This is a genomic window from Bradyrhizobium sp. STM 3562 (assembly GCF_045571435.1).
GTDB lineage: Bacteria > Pseudomonadota > Alphaproteobacteria > Rhizobiales > Xanthobacteraceae > Bradyrhizobium.
Genome location: NZ_CP120694.1, coordinates 1,652,088 through 1,668,506, shown reverse-complemented (window position 1 = coordinate 1,668,506; position 16,419 = coordinate 1,652,088). Strand labels below are relative to the sequence as shown.

Sequence of the window (16,419 nt, the reverse complement as noted above, 5' to 3'; positions counted from 1 at the left end):
GGCTTCGCTTGCATCAAGGACCACGATGAGCATCGAGAACTTCAGGCAGCTTGCCGATTACAACCACTGGGCCAATTGCCGCCTCTACGAGGTCGCGCTTGCGATGAGCGAGGAGCAGTACCGCCGGCCCACCGGCGTGTTCTTCGGCAGCCTGCACGGCACACTGAACCATTTGCTGCTTACCGATCGCGTCTGGCTGAAGCGCCTGACCGGCGAAGGCGAGCATCCCAGCCAGCTCGATGCGATCCTGTTCGAGGACCGGTACGAGCTTGCGCGGGCGCGCATGGCGGAAGATGCGCGGCTCGAGCGCGTGATCGCCGGCTACGGCGCGGACGACCTCGGCAAAACGGTGTCGTACCAGACCATGGCGGGCAAGCCGCAACAGCAGCCGCTACAGGACATCCTGTTGCACCTGTTCAATCACCAGACCCATCACCGCGGCCAGGCGCACGCCTGCTGTTCGATCGTCACCGGAAGCGAGCCCCCCTCGCTTGACCTGCTCCTGTTTCATCGCGGCGTGCCGGCGCCGAAGCTCGCGATCTAAGTTTTATTTGAGCATGATCTGTCCGGAAAATCGCTGCACACTTTTCCGGATCAAAGTTCACATCTAGGGGTTCGTTATCGCCGGCGGGGTCAGCACCAGCGGCGGCCGCGGTTTGGGCTTGACCGGGAGCGGCGGCGGTCCGGGCGGCGGCCGGACGTCGATCGGCGGTGGCAGGGGCGCAACCTGCTGACTCACGGCCGGTGCAGGATTTGAGACGGCCGGCGGGCTCGGCAGGCGCGGCGGAGCCGTCTTCGGCATTCCCGGGATGCGGCGCGGCGGCTCATGGCCGGACAGCGGCGCATCCGACAATGATTGGTGAGACGGCATGGGCTCCGGCCGCCCCGGCAGCGGCAACGCGGCTGTCGATGGCGGAAGGGTCGCAGGCTCCTGCGGTTGCGGCTCGCCACGCTCGATCGAATCCAGCCGGCGCGTCTCACGATCGATTGCGCGCACGGCCAGCCAGGACGACAGGCTCGTCACATCGACGCTGCGGGTCAGCGCGCCCGGCGGGCCGGCCATGAACAACTGGATCTCCGGATGGCTGCTGCCCGAACCGATCGCAGTGGACGCGAGCGTGGCCCTTATATCGGCCTGGTCGGCCGGGATGTCGTAGCCGCCGGAAATGATGGCGCGGACGCCATCGCCTTCCAGCGCGGTCGCGCCGACGCGCAGCCGTCCGTCCCTCACAGTGAAGGGGATTTGCGCGGAGGCAACCAGCAGCGCCCCCGACGCGAGCGCCGGCTCGACGATCTGCCGCAGTTTTGCATCGTCGATCGACAGGCCACTGTCGCCGGCGCGGATCGCGAGTTCGAAGGCGCGCGGATCGAGGCCCATGATGCTGGCGCCCTGCAGCGTCACCGTGCCGTTGCCTGACAGCGCGCCGGTCAGCGCGGAGACGCTCCGCCCCTGGGTCGTCAACGCCATTTGCAGGGAGGTGCGGCTCGCGGGCATTTTCAGGTTGCGATAATGCAGCGCCGCGCCGTCAACATTCCTGAGCTCGACGCTGGCATTGAGCACGAGCCCGTTGGCGCCGTCCCTTGCATCGATCGTGGCACTCGCTTCGCCGCCGCCGATCGCTCCTTTCAGCCCATCAAACGTGATCGACTGACCATCGCTCCTGATGACGCCGCTCACCGGGCGCAGTTCGATGCCATCCCACAGTTCGCCGCGCAGCGCCTGAAAGGTGATGCGGCCGCGCCAGCCCTTGGAGAGGCCCGCAACCAGCGGCGCGGCCGGATCATGACCGGCAGCGCCAATCGCAACAGCAAAGGCCGGCGCAAGCTGGAGTGCATCCAGCCCCACCTCACCTTGCACCTCCCTCTGCTCGCCAAGGCTGACGGCCAAATGCCCGCGGAGCCGCGCCGTCGCACTTGTGCTGTCGAGATCGTCGAATGTCAGCTTGTTGCCCTCAAGCGAGACGTGCGAGGACAGGCTGATATTTTGCGCAGACGCATCCGACGGCTTGAGACCGAACAGCGGCGCAAGGTTCGCCTTGCGCACCCGCAAATTCACGTCGGTCTTGGCATCCTGTGCCCACGGCTCGGCGCTGCCTTGCGCATCGGCGTCAATCGCCGTCCCCGTCAGCTTCGTCGACACGTGCAGCGGCATGCGCCATTTGCCGCTGATGGACGCTTCGAACTGAGTCGGCCCCTCGCCTGCCGCGATCACATGACCGATGCCAAGCAGCGTCAGCAGCGTATCGCTCCGCTGCGCCGACAGCTTGGTCGCGATATTGACGTCGCTGCGGCTCAGCGCGTCGAAGTCAAGGTTGCGGACCGCCTGGGCAGGCAGGCTGGCGCTCGCCGTGGCGTCGCCTTTGATGAGCTGCGGTGCGTCGATGTTGAGCTGAGCCAGCGCGGAGATCTCGGCCGGCGCTGCCTTGCTTCGGGACAGATTGAGCGTCAGTTTCGCCCGTATCGGATCCGTGCCCGTTCCCATCGCATTGAGCCGAGCGGCAATTGACGGCGCGAACGGGGCAACGATCCCGCTGATTTGGCCCATCGACGCGGCGGTCGAGTCGACCGTCAGGCTTCCGAGCAAGGTGTCGCGATCGAAATGGCCGCCGCCATCCAGCGTGACGCCACCTGGCTGGCCGATCTTCAACCGATCGAGCAGGATGCTCTTTGGCGTGTAGGTCAAGCTCGCGAGAAGCGGACGAAACTCCTGACCAGCCGAGATGGCACGGCCCACATCGAGCGAAAGCTTCGCTTCGTCCGGCCATTGTCCTTGTGGGCCCGCCAACGAACGCACCAATGCCGCCGCTGCATCGAGATCGAGCTGATCCGCCCGCAACGCCGCATCCAGCCGGGGGCCGCCGTTCCCGGCCGCAGGCGAGAAGGCAACCCGCCCTTCGAGGGTCCCGCTGTCGGTCTCCGCCTTCAACCGGTCGAGGACCACGCCGTCGGGATTAACGGCGACGTTACCGCGCAGGCGCAACGACTTCTGGCCGCGGCTGGAAAGATCGCTGCGTCCCTGGAGCCAAGCCATCAGCACATCCGGATCGGCAGAATCGATATCAAGCGCGCCGGCAAGAGTGCGGGAGGAAGGCGAGCCGTTGAAGCCGACATGGGTGTTGCCCGGTGCGCGGAGGTCGAGCCGATCGATCGCCCACGACGTCGCATCGCCATGCAGTTCGATCGACGGATTCTGCAGCGGGCGGCTTCCCAGCATGATCTGCTCGCCGCTTGCTTCGATGCGGACCGGCAGCGGCGGATGCGGCACGTCCGCCGTCAGGGCGCGCAAGGCCGGCCATATCAGCACTGGCTGGACGCCGCTGTCGGCCGCATTGTCCGTCGCCAGCAAGCGGTCGATATCGAGCTGGCGCGCGGAGAGAGCCATATGCAGAAGCGGCGAAGCGCCGAAGCGCATGTCGCCGGCGCCGGAAAACTTCAGCGCGCGTTCCTCGCTGCCGTAGCTCGCCTCGATCTGCTCGAGTTGCGCGCCGTTATGATCGGCCTTGAGCTTGGTGGTCACCTTCCAGGGCGTACGGGCTTCATTCGCCTTGGCTTTCGGCGCGGGCGGAACGGCCAGCGTGAGCGCGCCTTCGAAACGCGGCGCTCGTGCCTCGAAATTCAGCACACCGTCGAGCTCGGCAGAAACGGGCCGCTCGCCCGGATCGATGTTGAGGTGAAGACGGGTGCCGTTGCCGTCATTGGTCTGTCCGGAGGAGACGCGAAACGGATAGCGCGTACCCGCCACGGTGACCTTGCCGTCGCCGCGGATTGCGCCGGAGAGCGAGCGGACATCGCCGGAAAAGCCGATATCGCTCAGCTCCAGCGTAGACCGGCTGAGTGCATCATGCAGCGCCGCGCGGCCGGTCACGTTCAAACGATCGATCGAGAGCGAGGCCCAATTGAACCTGCCGTTCGAGGCCGGCCAGTCGATCCGGCCGTCACGGTCGAGCCCGAGATCGAGCGACATGCCGCCGATGCTGAGCTCATTGGCCCGCCATTGCCCGCGCATGAGGTCACCGAGACTGAACTCGACTTCGAGCCTGTCGGCGCGAACCTTGCCGAGATCATTGGGGCCACCCACCGCAACGGAGCCCAGCCGCAAGGTCGGCGTCGGCAACAGCCGCGCCTGCAACTCGCCCGAAACCTTGACCGGCGCGCCGATGATCTGCGTCGCCTCGGCCTCGAATTGCGGCCGGAATTGGTTCCAGTCGATGAAATACGGCCCGATCAATGCGGCGATCAGCGCCAAGATCAAGGCGATCGCGAAGCCGAGCAGCGTCGTCTGCACGGGGTCTCCTTTTGGCAAGCACCGGCGACAATCCCCCGGCGGCCCTCGGGGACCGCTCAGCGCCAGAGCAATACCTTATATAGAGACAACTGTGGCGATGTCACAGTCATCCACACCATCTGTCGTCGGCCGCGAAAGCGGGATGATCCAATATTCCAACAGACTTTAGTCGTTGGACTGAGGCGCCGCAGTGGACTAAAGACCCCACCTGCGCGGGATAGGACCAGCCCCGTTGTGGCACACTTCCCGGCCCGACGCCGAAAACCCTACCAACTCGCCGGGAGCCGCTTCAGGCCGCGCAGCACGAATGTCGGTCGCCATTCCGGATGCTCTGCGTCATCCAGCCGCAGCTCTGGGATGCGGCGGAGCAGGGTCGCAATCGCGACTTCCGCCTCGATACGCGCCAATTGCGCGCCCAAACAACGGTGGATGCCGCCGCCGAAGGACAGCGGCCGCACGTTGGGCCGCCTGATGTCGAGCCGGTCGGGGTTGTCAGGATAGACGGCCGGATCGCGGTTGGCCGAGCCCAGCAAGCAGAGAACGCTTTCGCCTTTCGGGATCCGCTTGCCGCCGAGATCCTCGATGTCTTCCAGCGCCACCCGCCCGGTCATCTGCACCGACGAATCGTAGCGTAAGAGTTCCTCGATCGCGCCAGTGATCAGCGACGGATCGGCCCTCAAGCGGGCAAGCTGGTCCGGGTTCCGGTGCAGCGCCAGGAGCCCGTTGCCGATCAGATTGACCGTCGTCTCATGGCCCGCGCCGAACAACAGAATGATATTGGCGGTCAGTTCCTCATTGGTCAGCTTGTGACCGTCCTCCTCCGCCTGCACCAGTTGCGTGGTCAGATCGTCGCCCGGGTTCTTCCGACGCAGCTCGAAAAGCTGCTCGAAATACATTTTTGCCATCGCATTGGCGGCGTTGGCTTGCGCGATCTCTTCCGGCGTCAGCGGCACTGGCTCGAGGATGCGACCGCCATCGCGCGAGCTCTTGTAAAACACCTCGCGATGCTCCTCGGGGATGCCGAGCATGTCGCAGATGATGGTTACCGGCAGGCGGAAGGCAAAATCCTCGATCAGGTCCATCCGCCCGTGCTCGATGACGGCGTTTATGGTCTGATCAACCACCTGCTGGATGCGCGGCCGCATGTCCTCGACGCGACGCGCGGTGAACGCCTTTACCACAAGGCCGCGCAGCCGCGTATGATCGGGCGGATCCTGCTGCAGCATCCAGTGGCTCATGGCGCGAAAGATCGGCTCTTGCATGATGTGAGGACCGTAGCGGCGCTTGCTGCGCTCGACGAAATCTTTGCCGAAGCGCTTGTCGCGCAGGACCTGGCTCACCTCGGCATGACGGCTCGCGAGGAACGCGCCATGCACGGTGAGATGCATCGGAGCGGTGGTACGCAGCCGTTCATAGGAGGGATAAGGATCCCTGATGAAATCCGGCGACAGCGGATTGAACAGCGGGTCCGGCGCCGTGGTCTGCACATGTTCATTCATGGTGACCTCGTTCTGTTTGCCGCGCCGAATGTGCGTTCACACATTCGGTTCGCTTGGGCGTTTCCTCTGGCGTCGGGCTTGCGCCGGCCGGATGCAACTCGATACACTATTGTATTAAGTTGCATTGTCGCCTAAATTGGGCCGATGTCAAGGCTTCGCACCAGACCGACACGCGACGATACCTGTGAAAAGCTGTTCGAGGCGGCGGCGCGGGTGTTCGAGGAACAAGGCATAGGCTCGGCCAGCATCGAGGCGATCGCCGCGGCGGCCGGCTTCACGCGCGGTGCCTTCTATTCCAACTTCAGGAGCAAGGACGAGCTCATCATCGCCATGCTCGAGGAGCACGTGGCGCAATCCATTCGGCGCAATCTCGATCTGCTCGACAAGCACAAGGACCCGGCTGATTTCATCGAGGCCCTGAGGAGCATGGACCGCAGCCAGCAGGACCCGCTCGGCCGCTCGCCCCTGCTGCACATGGAGATGATCCTTTACGTTGCGCGCGCCGAGAAGCGACGGCCGGAGCTCGCCAAAAGGCTGCGCGCGCGGCGCAAGCTGGTCGCCGAGATCGTGGAGACCACCATGAAGAACAGCGGACGGAGCCCGCGCAACCCGGCCTGGGCCGCCGCGATCCTGCTCGCGCTGGAAGACGGTTTTCGGCTGCATCGCCTGATCGATCCCGAAACCACGCCGGCCGACAGCTTTCTGCGCGCCATCGGTGACCTGCAGCGCGCCATCGGTGTCGTCTCCAGCTAAGAGCATCCGCCTATCCTGGCATCCGCCGAATCCGTCTTCAGGCTCGAACGGCAGACGACCATCACAACGCCTTTGTTACGGGCCGCGGCTATCGCCAGGACGACGTCTTTGAATAGCTCGCTTCGATTTCGACTGTCGAAGACACGCGCCCTCCCGTTCTCGTGGGGCTGTCCAGGCCCGAAGTCTCAAACGAAGTTTTAAGCCGCTACAACTAGCGTTTTGGCATCCAGAGATTGTCCAAGGCAGGATGGCGGACTGATGAGTGCGGAGAACTTGCCTGCAACGACGTTGACGTCCCGCTGCATGGGCATCTTTCGCGAGGCCCATTGGCTCACACAGGACCGTGCTACCGCATTTGCCCGCGTGCTTCTGGTCGTGTCGATCGGGTTCATCGCGACGATTCCATGGACTGTACCGACCATGAACGTAGGCCACGACTTCGCCGCGTTCTGGACCTCGGCCAGGTTCGCGATTCATGGCCGGCCCGGAGATGCTTATGGTGAAGCGGAACGTGCTGCACTAGTGTCTCTGTTCGGCCCGGGGCAGTACCCGCCGTTCTTTTATCCTCCACCTGCTCTATTCCTCTGCCTGCCGTTTGCGCCCGTCCCCTTTGCGACGGCTGCAGCACTTTGGATCGCCGCGAGCGGCGCCGCCTATGCGACCGTAATTCGAGCTGTTCTCAAGGGGAGATCAATTGTTCCCGCGATCGCGTTCCCCGCGGTGGCGGTGTGCGCCCTCTTCGGACAGAATTCGCTCTTCTCGGCAGCGCTCCTGGGAGGCTCTGCGCTGACTTTGGATCGTTACCCCGTTGTCGCAGGCGTGCTCATTGGCACTTTTGTGTACAAGCCGCAGCTCGCCCTTCTCGCACCGCTCGTCTTGATAGCAGCCAGACGATGGCGTGCCTTTGCAGCGGCATCGGCCACGGCTCTTTTGCTGATCGCCGCCGCCACCATTGTTTTCGGAGTTGACTCATGGAGCGGATTCATCGGCTCGCTCCCTGCGGCGGCTGCTTGGAATGGAGGTGGCGCTCCGGGCTTTGATAAGTTCGCCAGTCCCTATGCCGCGATACGGCTGGCCGGCGGATCACCTGAGTTGGCTTGGCTCGTTCAATGTGTGACTGCCGCCGCCGCGGCAGCGGCACTCGTCTTCACTGTATCGAGGCGGCCGGGCGGAGCCGCCGAGATGGCCCTGCTTGTGTCGACAACGGCCCTGTGCGTGCCATTTTTGGGCAACTACGACATGGTGATCCTTGCAGTACCCGGCGCCTGGCTGATCTCGGAGGCGATTGGCAAGGGCTGGCTGCCATATGAGCGCGCAGCGCTCGCCGCACTTTACGTGAGTCCATTTATCACGATACCAGCGAGTTCGAACGGGGTGCCACTGGCGCCAGTCGCGATAATGGCACTGATGGTGTTGGTCGTCCGCCGAACATGGTATTCGCTATGCTCGTCCATCGAAGATCAATCTTGCAACGCCGGCAGGCCGCAATGTGCGAACCCGGAATGACGGCGGAGAATGTTTGACCCGCCGAGCGCTTGCTCAAAACTCATCAAACCTCGAGCGCGCCGGCGGCCTCGCGCGCCCCGGCCGACGGCTCGGCAAGTCTTAATTCTCTGAACATCTCTTCCGAGCGTCTGAAGGCTCGGTCGTAGACCTCGTCGCGTTCGACGAAATAATGGAAATAGCCGGCCGGCGTTTCCGGCTCGATTTCGATCAGTTCGACCTTCTTGAACTTGGGGTCGCTGATCGTGCCGGCCTCGATGAGATCGTTGATGCGTTTCAGCGCATCGACCTCGGCCTTGTAGCCGACCGAAAACCACATCTCATAAATCCAGTCCTGTACGTCGAACCAGTTGGACGGCTCCTTGCCAAACCAGCCATTGGCGAGCGGACGGGCGACGAAGATGCGGTCGAAGACGTGGAGCTCCGAGAGGATGCAGGAGCGGTGATAGGCGCCATCCATCCTTCCGCCGGGAATGTTGTGGAATCCATAGAGCGAGAGCCAAAGCGCGGATTTGATCGCCTCCGCCGTGATCGGCAGAATGGCGCGCTCCGCGGTCGCGTCGGCGACGTAGCGCAGGTCGCGCCTGGGATTTGCGATCGTCGGACGCGCTTTCGGGATGGCCTTCTCAGACGGCATCAAGTCTGCAGCGATTTTGTTGCCGTAGAGGAAGCCCAGCCCGGTTGCCGGTTCGTAACTGTTGAAGAGAATACCTACCGGGCTCGCGTTCAAGATGTCCGCGACATTCTGAAAATAGGTCTCGGGCCGGTCGGGCACGTATTCTTGCGCCGGCAGCAAACGATCGGCGACCGATTTCAGCACGCCTTCCCTGGCGCTCGGCCACGAGATCAGACGCGCCAGCGCTTCCGGGTAGGCCGGCCTGAACACGCCCGGATAGCCGAAAAAGGCAGTCTGTAGCTGCGCCAGGGGATTGCTTTCGCGTTCGCGCATGATCAGGCTCGCCCGCAAATCCTTCGCGCTCAGCCAGTCCGCAAGCACGAGAATTTGCCCGCTGGTCGCGGTCACCAGCTCCGGCTTGATGCCCCACTTCGTGGCCGCGGCAAGGAATCCCGCGCCATGGGCATTGAACCCGCCGAGACCGGCCAAGGCGAAAGCAACGCGCATCGATCGATCCTCCGTCGAGAGCGAGCGCCGATCACGAGACTTTATGTTGCCTTGTTCCCGCAAATCAAGCGAATGGGCCGAGCAACGCGCCGCATGGCGTGATCGGGCCGAACGGAAAATTGATCCGCGGTAACTGGCCACGGCCTGCAGGAAGACGATACTCAGCGCATGATCGGCCGCTTCGCCAGCACCGTTCCGCTCTACGCGCAATTCCGCCCGCCCTACCCGGCGGCATTTTTCCGCACCGTGGCGGAAAGGCTTGGCTTCTCGAAGCAGCACGCGCTGATCGATCTCGGCACGGGACCGGGCCTGCTGGCACTCGGCTTTGCCGCTTACGTCGGGCGCATCGTCGGCGTCGATCCGGAACCGGCGATGATCGCAGCAGCCAGAGAAGCGCCGGCACGTGCCGGGCAAGCGTTCGCGTTGATCGAAGGCAAAGCTGAGCAGTTGCCTCACGATGTCGGCACATTCGAGGTCGTCACGATCGGCCGCGCCCTGCACTGGATGGATCGCACCGTCATCGCCGCGGTGTTTGAGCGCTTGGTGGCGCCCCATGGCGTGATCGTCGTGTGCTCGGCGCGATCCGCGGCCGATGGCCGCAACCCATGGCTGGACGAGTACAACGCGGCACGCCAGTTCTGGTCGGGCACGGACGGCAGCGCGCATCGCCGTCAGGATCTTGCGGCCCTTCTCGGCGGGACGAGGTTTGGTCTCGCCGAGACCATAAAGGTCGAGAGCAACCATGAAATCACCCCGCGCGATCTGGCGCAGCGCGTGCTCACCTTCTCGACCTCTTCGCCTGCGGTGCTCGGCGATAGAGCAGGCGCGATGCTGGCCGATGTCGAGCAGCGTATGCAGCGGTTCAGCCGCGAGGGCGCGATCACGGAGATCGTGGTGTCGAAAGCGGAGATCGCACGCGCAACCTGACGCGCGCCTTGGCGTTAGAGAGCGGAGGCCGATCCGTTACGGCTCGGCTCGTTCTGGAACCAACGTTGAACTCAGAGAGTCCATGGCACGCGGTCCAATCGCAAACCCCAAGGTGAAGAAGATGCATCCCGCAGCGCGGCGCACGCCGAAAAGCGTCAAGACGCTTGCCGGGCGTGATCCGGCGAGGCAGCGCCGCGAGAAAACGCGGCAGAAGGCGCGCCGGTCCCGGCTCGCGCGCAATCACCCGGAAAAACTGAGGGCGGCTTAGCAGCCGGCTCGTCCTACCATGTCGTGAGCGGCTCTATCCCCCTCATGCTTACGGGCTTGCGCGAGCCAAGCGTCCCGAAGGATGAGGCCGGCATCGGGGCCTCATGGGCTCTCCCGGCGATGCGCAGCATCGTCCGGAGACAGCGCATTTGCGCCTCCTCGCCATGAGGGTCTACCGACGCAGTAGGACTTAGTCCAGGCTGCTATCCGAGGATACCAGCAGTCCTTCATCCATCAAAAGTTCGCGCAGCGCGCCGATCGCCTCGACTGCGTCTTCCTCGGAGTTTGCCTCCGCAAGACGCCGGTGGATGTCGCGCCAGGGCGGGCTGCGCCCAAGCGCGAGGGCATCCTTGGCGAACTGCCGCGCCTCCTGCAGCGTCTGCAGCCGGCGCGGCTTCGGACTGTCCTTGATGAGGATCGGCGGGGCGATCGGAAAATCGAAGCTCATCGGCTCGTATCCCTTGATCCCTTGCGCCGTTAATGAACGCTGCGAATAGCGCTGACGCAGGCCTCCTCGCAGCGCCGGCATTCCTCGGCGCAGAGCTTGCAGTGCTCGTGGTGCTGCGCGTGCCTTGCGCATTCTTCCGCGCAAAGCCGGCAGGCCAGCGCGCACAGTTCGATCGCGCTGCGCAGCACCTCCTGGTCCGATCCGGCCCGGCGCGAGGCCAGCGCCGCGGTCATGGCGCAGACGTCGGCGCAATCCAGATTGAGACGAATGCATTGCTTGAGATCCGCGACGCTTGCCTCGGCGATGCAGGCATCGGCGCATGACGTGCAGGTCACCGCGCAGTCGGCGCACGCCTCGATACAGCCGATCAGCGGCTCGCTGAAGTTGCCTTTGACATCCGGGTGCGCCGAGATCATCTCGCGAATATGCATGGCCTTTCTCCTCGCTTGGCGTGGAATGGGCTAACGCCCGATGCTTGCGGCTAGTTTCCCGGCGGACTCGGCTTGGTCGCGTACTTTGCGACTTGCCTTGTGCCTCGCCCCAATCGCCGCACATCGGCCGCCCGACGAACGAGAAAAATCCCGCAGCGCGCTAGCAACCTTCCACAACTCTCGGACTTTCCTGCAAGAAGGTTGTGCGGGAGGTTCGCATGAGAGCGCTGGTTTGGCACGGGAAGGAGGATATCCGCTGCGATATTGTCACCGATCCCGAGATCGAGCATGAGCGGGATGCCATCGTCCGGGTGAAGGGATGCGCCATCTGCGGCTCGGACCTGCACCTGTTCCACAATTACATCCCGGCCATGATGCCCGGCGATATCATGGGCCATGAGATGATGGGCGAGGTCGTCGAGATCGGTTCCGGCGTCAACGGCAAGCTGAAGAAGGGCGACCGCGTCGTAGTCCCATTCACCATCATTTGCGGCGAATGCGAGCAGTGCAAGCGCGGGAACTATTCTGTCTGCGAGACCACCAACCGCAACAAGCAGATCGCCAACAAGGTCTTCGGCCACACCACCGCCGGCCTGTTTGGTTACACCCACATCACGGGCGGTTATCCGGGTGGACAGGCGGAGTATCTGCGCGTGCCGTTTGCGGACACCACCAACATCAAGATTCCGGACAGCATTTCCGACGAGCAGGCGGTGATGCTCGGCGACATCTTCCCGACCGGCTGGCAGGCTGCGGTGCATTGCGATATCGAGCCCACCGATACGGTCGCGGTATGGGGCTGTGGACCGGTCGGCCAGATGGCGATCCGCAGCGCGCTTCTGCTCGGCGCCAAGGAGGTGGTCGCGATCGACTGCATTCCCGAACGGCTGACGATGGCGGAAGCCGCCGGCGCCATTACGATCAATTTCGAGGAAGAGAGCGTGGTGGAGCGACTCAACGAGCTCACCGACGACAGGGGTCCGGAGAAATGCATCGACGCGACAGGCATGGAGGCGCATATCAATGTCGGCCAGCCGGATACGCTGCTCGACCGCGCCAAGCAGATGCTGATGCTGGAGAGCGACCGGCCGCACGTGTTGCGCGAGATCATCTATGTCTGCCGGCCCGGCGGCATCATCTCGGTCCCCGGCGTCTATAGCGGCTTTTCCGATCATGTCCCGATGGGCGCCTTCATGAACAAGGGCCTGACCATGCGCACCGGACAGACCCATGTGCATCGCTGGGCGGACGAGCTGGTGCGGCGCATCGAGGCGGGCCAGATCGATCCCTCCTTCGTGATCACGCACACGGTGCCGCTGGAGCAAGGCCCCGAAATGTACCGGGTGTTCCGCGACAAGCAGGACAGTTGCATCAAAGTGATGCTTAGGCCGTAACGCGAGAAAACAGGATGGGCACGGCGATGTACGCGCTTTCCAATTTCGTCAGGCCGAAAGGCGACCCAACGATCATTCGCTCGGGCCCCGGGTCGCTCACCTCGACCGACCGGCTCGCGCGAGCGCTCGGCTGGTTTAGCATTGGTGTTGGCGCGATCGAATTGCTCGCTCCGCACCGCGTCACCCGCGCGCTCGGCATGCGCGGCAGGGAAGGCTTGGTGCGCGTCTATGGCCTGCGCGAGATTTCGAGCGGCGTCATGTCGCTCTCGGTCGATAAAAAGGCGGGGCTGTGGAGCCGCGTCGCCGGCGACGGGATGGATATCGCGACGCTGCTGCCCGAACTGCGGATTGGCAACCCGCGCAAGGGCAATGTCGCATTGGCGCTGTTGACGGTCGGCGGCATCATGGTGCTCGACTATATCGGCGCGCAGGATGCCGCCGCGCAGCAGAGACGAGGCCGCGGCAAGTTGCGCCTTTACAACAATCGCAGCGGCTTCCCGAAAGGGCTGGAGGCGTCGAAAGGCCTCGCGCGCCAGCTCCCGCAAGGAGCGCCCATGGGCGCATCGTGAACCGATTCATCGTGAACTCATTTGAAAGCGCGTGATATCGCTCGCCTTCCCGCCGAAAGCCGGGGACGGCGGTGCGCTAATCTGCGAGCGCGAAGGCCTTGCACCAGCCGTCCTTGCTGATCTCGCCTTCGACCACCTTGCAGGCCGCGGGCGGCTCGAACAGCGAGCACATCGCACAGCTATAGAGGCCGTTCGGCGTGTCGCGATACTCGGCCTGCGCTTGGCTCATCTTTTCCGCCGCCCGCGCCTGCCGCATCCGCAGGCAAACTCTGGTCGCCAGACCCGCCGCGGCGCCTCGCATGAGGTCCCGCCGCGTGCCGATTGATGTTGCTTCGGTCATGCGTTTTCCCTGAAGGAGCCGCCCCTGGCGCGCGCGGACGGTGTATCATTCTAATCGTCCAAATTGTCTTTCCGGAAGGGGCGGGTTAAATCGGCTTTGTTCGAACCGAAGACGCCGATTGATGCCGCTCGACGCAAAGCGCATTGCAAAGTTTTTACGACACGGCCGCGCGCTGGCCCATCGCTACCGCCTGCAACTGATCCTGGCGTTGCGCGTGGCGCTGGGCGCGCTGGTGGCGTTTGCACTGGCGCAGGCGCTGCACTTGCGGCTGCCGCTCTGGGCCGTGCTGACATCCTTGATCGTCACGCAGATGAGCCTCGGTCGCTCGCTGAAGGCGGCGACCGACTATCTGTTGGGAACTTTCATCGGCGTTGCCTGGGGCGGCGCGCTCGCGATCCTGATTCCACACGAAAACGAGTGGGCCCTGCTCGGCGTGCTCGCGCTTGCGGTCGCGCCGCTTGCCCTGATCGCCTCGTTCAGGACCAATTTCAATGTCCTGCCGGTCACGGCGGTGATCGTGCTGCTCGTCCCGACCATGCAGCATGTCAGCCCGGAGGTGTCCGCGCTCGATCGCGTGCTCGAGGTCGTGGTCGGCGGCGCCGTCGGCTTCCTGGTCTCGGTCCTGGTCTGGCCGTCTCGCGGCCATCAGCTCACGACCGAGGCCGCTGCCACCATGCTCCGCCTGATCGCGGACGCGCTGGCGGAATTGCTCAAGGGGATGGCACGCCCGCCCGATGACCGGCGTCTGCGCCGCATCCAGGACGGGATCGGAGCGGCACTGACGCGGCTCAACGCCATCGGCGCCGAGGCCGAGCATGAGCGCATGGCACGCCTGACCTCCGCGCCCGATACGGGGCCGTTGCTGCGAACGCTGTTACGGCTGCGCCATGACGTCGTGATGCTCGGGCGGGCCGTGGGCTGCGAGCTGCCCGCGGAGGTGGTGCAGCGGCTCACGCCATCGATGCACGCAACTGCCTTGGCAGCGACCGACTTCCTGCGCAACAGCAGCACGGCGCTGCGTGAGCTCAAGCCGCCGCCGCCGATCGATGCCGTCGACGCCGCCTTCAAGGCCTATGCGGACGCCTTCGGCGCGGTACGGCGCGACGGCCTGACGCGCAAGATGGCGAGCGAAGCCGTGGAGCGCTTTTTCGCGCTCGGCTTCGCGCTCGAACAGCTCCGCGAGCATCTTTCCGACCTGCATCGCGTGGTCGGCGAATGGGCCCATGCCTATTCGGGCGCAGCCACCGCGCGCCGCTTGGTTAACTGAGGCATAACGGCACAAAAAGGCTTGGCAGAGGCCGATTAACGTGACCGCAATGTCGATCGCGTAGCCTCCTCCCCGCTCAATCTCCAATTGATCCGCGCCTCAACTTGAGCGGCCGACGCGTTCGACAGCAGGGGGAAAATCATGCGCGCTGCAGTGGCCTTTCCAGTCATCTTCGCCCTCGCGCTCGGCGCAACGGCGGCCGTTGCCGACCCGCAGGTGCTCCACGTCGACGCCGGCGATAACGCTGCGGCGTCATCAGCGCCGCCGCAGAAGTTCGAGACCTATCGCGGCTACTCCTTCGACCTGTCGCAGGATGCGGAGCGCAAGGACAGCACTGCGATCCTCGACAATCTCAAGCGCCAGCTCGACATGGTCGAGAACGCCGGCCTCAGCCCCAGGGTCCTGAAGTTTTTCCATTCGATTCCGATCGTGGCGAGCGAGACCGATTGCCTCGGACTGGGTGCCGCCTGGGCCTGCTATGGCCTGGCCGTGCCGGACCGGGAACGCCACGGCACGTTCAACGTCACCGTCTGGGATCCCCAGAAGCGGCAGTGGAGCAACCCGGACCCGGTCGAACTCGCTGCCGACTCTGGACTCGGCGTCATCATGGTGCGTCCGTACATGATGACCTACGCGCAAGACCCGGTGCTGCTGCACGAGTTCCTGCACGCCTACCATGCGCGGCTGTTGCCGATGGGCTTCGAGAATATTGGCATCAAGGGATTCTACGCCCACGCCAAGGCGAAGAACCTGCTGCCGAAGAAGGCCTACGCGCTGTTCAATCACAAGGAGTTTTTTGCGGTCACCGCGAGCATTTTCCTGGCCGGCAAGGACGCGGCGCACGAGCCCTTCACGCGCGCGGCCCTGAAGGAAAAGCTGCCGGACTATTACAAATATCTGGTCGGAATGTTCGGGTTTGATCCCGAAAATCCGAACGGCACGCCGGTGGCCCTCACGGAAGCCGACATGCCGGCAGCGGACGGCGCGTCCGCGCCGTAAACCAGGCTTGCTTCAGCATCCGCCAAGCAGCTCGCCCGGACTGGAGACGCCGCCGCTTGAGCTGATCATCGGCGCGCAGAGCGTCGTCGACGAGATGCCGCCTGCGGCCGTTGCACCGCCGCCGTTAGAACCGGCCGTGCTGCGCGGGGATTGCGTGGCGCTGTTGGGCGCTTCGCCCGGCAGTTGCAGCGCTGCTTGCGGATTGGTGCCTGCGGGCGAGCTGATCGATCCCGATGCGCCCGCCTGGCCGGTCGAGCCCGTTGTCGCGCTTGTTGCTGATCCTGTCGTGGTTCCAACGCTGAATGTTGGTCCCGGCTGAGACAGCCCGGAAGTGATCGGTGCGCTGGTCGAGCTGCCCGCGCATCCGGTCGCGGTCGTGGACGCACCGATTGAGGCGTTTGACTGGGCGGCCCCGCTCGACAAGCCTGAGGTCGTGCACGGCGAGGTGATCCCGCCAGTTTCCGCCGCGTTGGTTTGTACGGGGGCCTGGGCGTGAGCGGTCGTTACGCCGAGAAGCATGATCGCAAGAAGGATGCGTTCCATCGCGCTCTCCTGCCTTGATCAAGACGAGAGTAGAGGTCGGGCGCAGGCGCCGATCTGCAACCCCAACACCC

The 16,419-nt window shown here is 64.3% G+C and carries 17 protein-coding genes; 11 read left to right on the top strand and 6 right to left on the bottom strand.

Translation table 11 applies throughout. The features are described from left to right. Positions 1-25 precede the first annotated feature (25 nt). Positions 26-544: a DinB family protein gene (locus P6U23_RS07630; RefSeq protein ID WP_407178945.1), complete on the top strand. Its 519-nt coding sequence runs from the start codon at positions 26-28 to the stop codon at positions 542-544. Between the two features lie 63 nt (positions 545-607). Here the strand turns inward: P6U23_RS07630 and P6U23_RS07625 are convergent, their stop codons facing one another. Both P6U23_RS07625 and P6U23_RS07620 read right to left on the bottom strand, forming a co-directional pair. Further along, positions 608-4,285: an AsmA family protein gene (locus P6U23_RS07625; protein WP_407178944.1), complete on the bottom strand. Its 3,678-nt coding sequence runs from the start codon at positions 4,283-4,285 to the stop codon at positions 608-610. 266 nt (positions 4,286-4,551) lie between these two features. Continuing rightward, positions 4,552-5,784: a cytochrome P450 gene (locus P6U23_RS07620; protein ID WP_407178943.1), complete on the bottom strand. Its 1,233-nt coding sequence runs from the start codon at positions 5,782-5,784 to the stop codon at positions 4,552-4,554. 144 nt (positions 5,785-5,928) lie between these two features. Here P6U23_RS07620 and P6U23_RS07615 point away from each other — a divergent pair, with 144 nt between their 5' ends. Both P6U23_RS07615 and P6U23_RS07610 read left to right on the top strand, forming a co-directional pair. Then, a complete protein-coding gene (locus tag P6U23_RS07615) occupies positions 5,929-6,537 on the top strand; it encodes a TetR/AcrR family transcriptional regulator (RefSeq protein WP_407178942.1) in 609 nt (202 codons plus the stop codon). Between the two features lie 258 nt (positions 6,538-6,795). Beyond that, complete coding sequence (locus tag P6U23_RS07610) at positions 6,796-8,043, top strand: glycosyltransferase family 87 protein (protein WP_407178941.1); 1,248 nt, start codon at positions 6,796-6,798, stop codon at positions 8,041-8,043. A gap of 43 nt (positions 8,044-8,086) precedes the next feature. Here P6U23_RS07610 and P6U23_RS07605 read toward each other — a convergent pair whose 3' ends face one another. Beyond that, the gene (locus P6U23_RS07605) at positions 8,087-9,163 is read right to left on the bottom strand and encodes a hypothetical protein (RefSeq protein ID WP_407178940.1); all 1,077 of its coding nucleotides are present in this window, start codon (positions 9,161-9,163) and stop codon (positions 8,087-8,089) included. 168 nt (positions 9,164-9,331) lie between these two features. On the opposite strand from P6U23_RS07605, the gene P6U23_RS07600 reads away from it, so the two are divergent. After that, a complete protein-coding gene (locus P6U23_RS07600; protein ID WP_407178939.1) occupies positions 9,332-10,090 on the top strand; it encodes a class I SAM-dependent methyltransferase in 759 nt (252 codons plus the stop codon). A gap of 82 nt (positions 10,091-10,172) precedes the next feature. Then, positions 10,173-10,358 (top strand): hypothetical protein, encoded by a 186-nt coding sequence (locus tag P6U23_RS07595; RefSeq protein WP_407178938.1) that lies wholly within the window; start codon positions 10,173-10,175, stop codon positions 10,356-10,358. Between the two features lie 189 nt (positions 10,359-10,547). On the opposite strand, the gene P6U23_RS07590 is transcribed toward P6U23_RS07595, so the two are convergent. Both P6U23_RS07590 and P6U23_RS07585 read right to left on the bottom strand, forming a co-directional pair. Then, positions 10,548-10,805 (bottom strand): hypothetical protein, encoded by a 258-nt coding sequence (locus P6U23_RS07590; RefSeq protein ID WP_407178937.1) that lies wholly within the window; start codon positions 10,803-10,805, stop codon positions 10,548-10,550. Between the two features lie 29 nt (positions 10,806-10,834). After that, on the bottom strand, positions 10,835-11,236 hold the full coding sequence (locus P6U23_RS07585; RefSeq protein WP_407178936.1) for a four-helix bundle copper-binding protein: 402 nt from the start codon (positions 11,234-11,236) through the stop codon (positions 10,835-10,837). A gap of 218 nt (positions 11,237-11,454) precedes the next feature. Between P6U23_RS07585 and P6U23_RS07580 the strand changes: the two genes are divergently transcribed. Together P6U23_RS07580 and P6U23_RS07575 are read left to right on the top strand one after the other, a co-directional pair. Next, the gene (locus P6U23_RS07580; RefSeq protein WP_407178935.1) at positions 11,455-12,630 is read left to right on the top strand and encodes a zinc-dependent alcohol dehydrogenase; all 1,176 of its coding nucleotides are present in this window, start codon (positions 11,455-11,457) and stop codon (positions 12,628-12,630) included. 14 nt (positions 12,631-12,644) lie between these two features. Further along, entirely contained in the window at positions 12,645-13,199 is a 555-nt protein-coding gene (locus P6U23_RS07575) for a hypothetical protein (protein WP_407178934.1), read from the top strand. A 76-nt stretch (positions 13,200-13,275) separates the two neighbouring features. Here the strand turns inward: P6U23_RS07575 and P6U23_RS07570 are convergent, their stop codons facing one another. Beyond that, on the bottom strand, positions 13,276-13,539 hold the full coding sequence (locus P6U23_RS07570) for an iron oxidase (protein WP_407178933.1): 264 nt from the start codon (positions 13,537-13,539) through the stop codon (positions 13,276-13,278). Positions 13,540-13,660: 121 nt separating this feature from the next. Here P6U23_RS07570 and P6U23_RS07565 point away from each other — a divergent pair, with 121 nt between their 5' ends. From P6U23_RS07565 to P6U23_RS07550, 4 genes are all read left to right on the top strand, one after another. Next, entirely contained in the window at positions 13,661-14,806 is a 1,146-nt protein-coding gene (locus P6U23_RS07565; protein ID WP_407178932.1) for an FUSC family protein, read from the top strand. Positions 14,807-14,947: 141 nt separating this feature from the next. Beyond that, complete coding sequence (locus tag P6U23_RS07560; RefSeq protein WP_407178931.1) at positions 14,948-15,805, top strand: hypothetical protein; 858 nt, start codon at positions 14,948-14,950, stop codon at positions 15,803-15,805. Positions 15,806-15,812: 7 nt separating this feature from the next. Then, positions 15,813-16,124 (top strand): hypothetical protein, encoded by a 312-nt coding sequence (locus P6U23_RS07555; protein WP_407178930.1) that lies wholly within the window; start codon positions 15,813-15,815, stop codon positions 16,122-16,124. 12 nt (positions 16,125-16,136) lie between these two features. Then, positions 16,137-16,301, top strand: coding sequence for a hypothetical protein (locus tag P6U23_RS07550; RefSeq protein WP_407178929.1), 165 nt, complete (start codon positions 16,137-16,139; stop codon positions 16,299-16,301). The last annotated feature ends 118 nt before the right edge of the window (positions 16,302-16,419 follow it).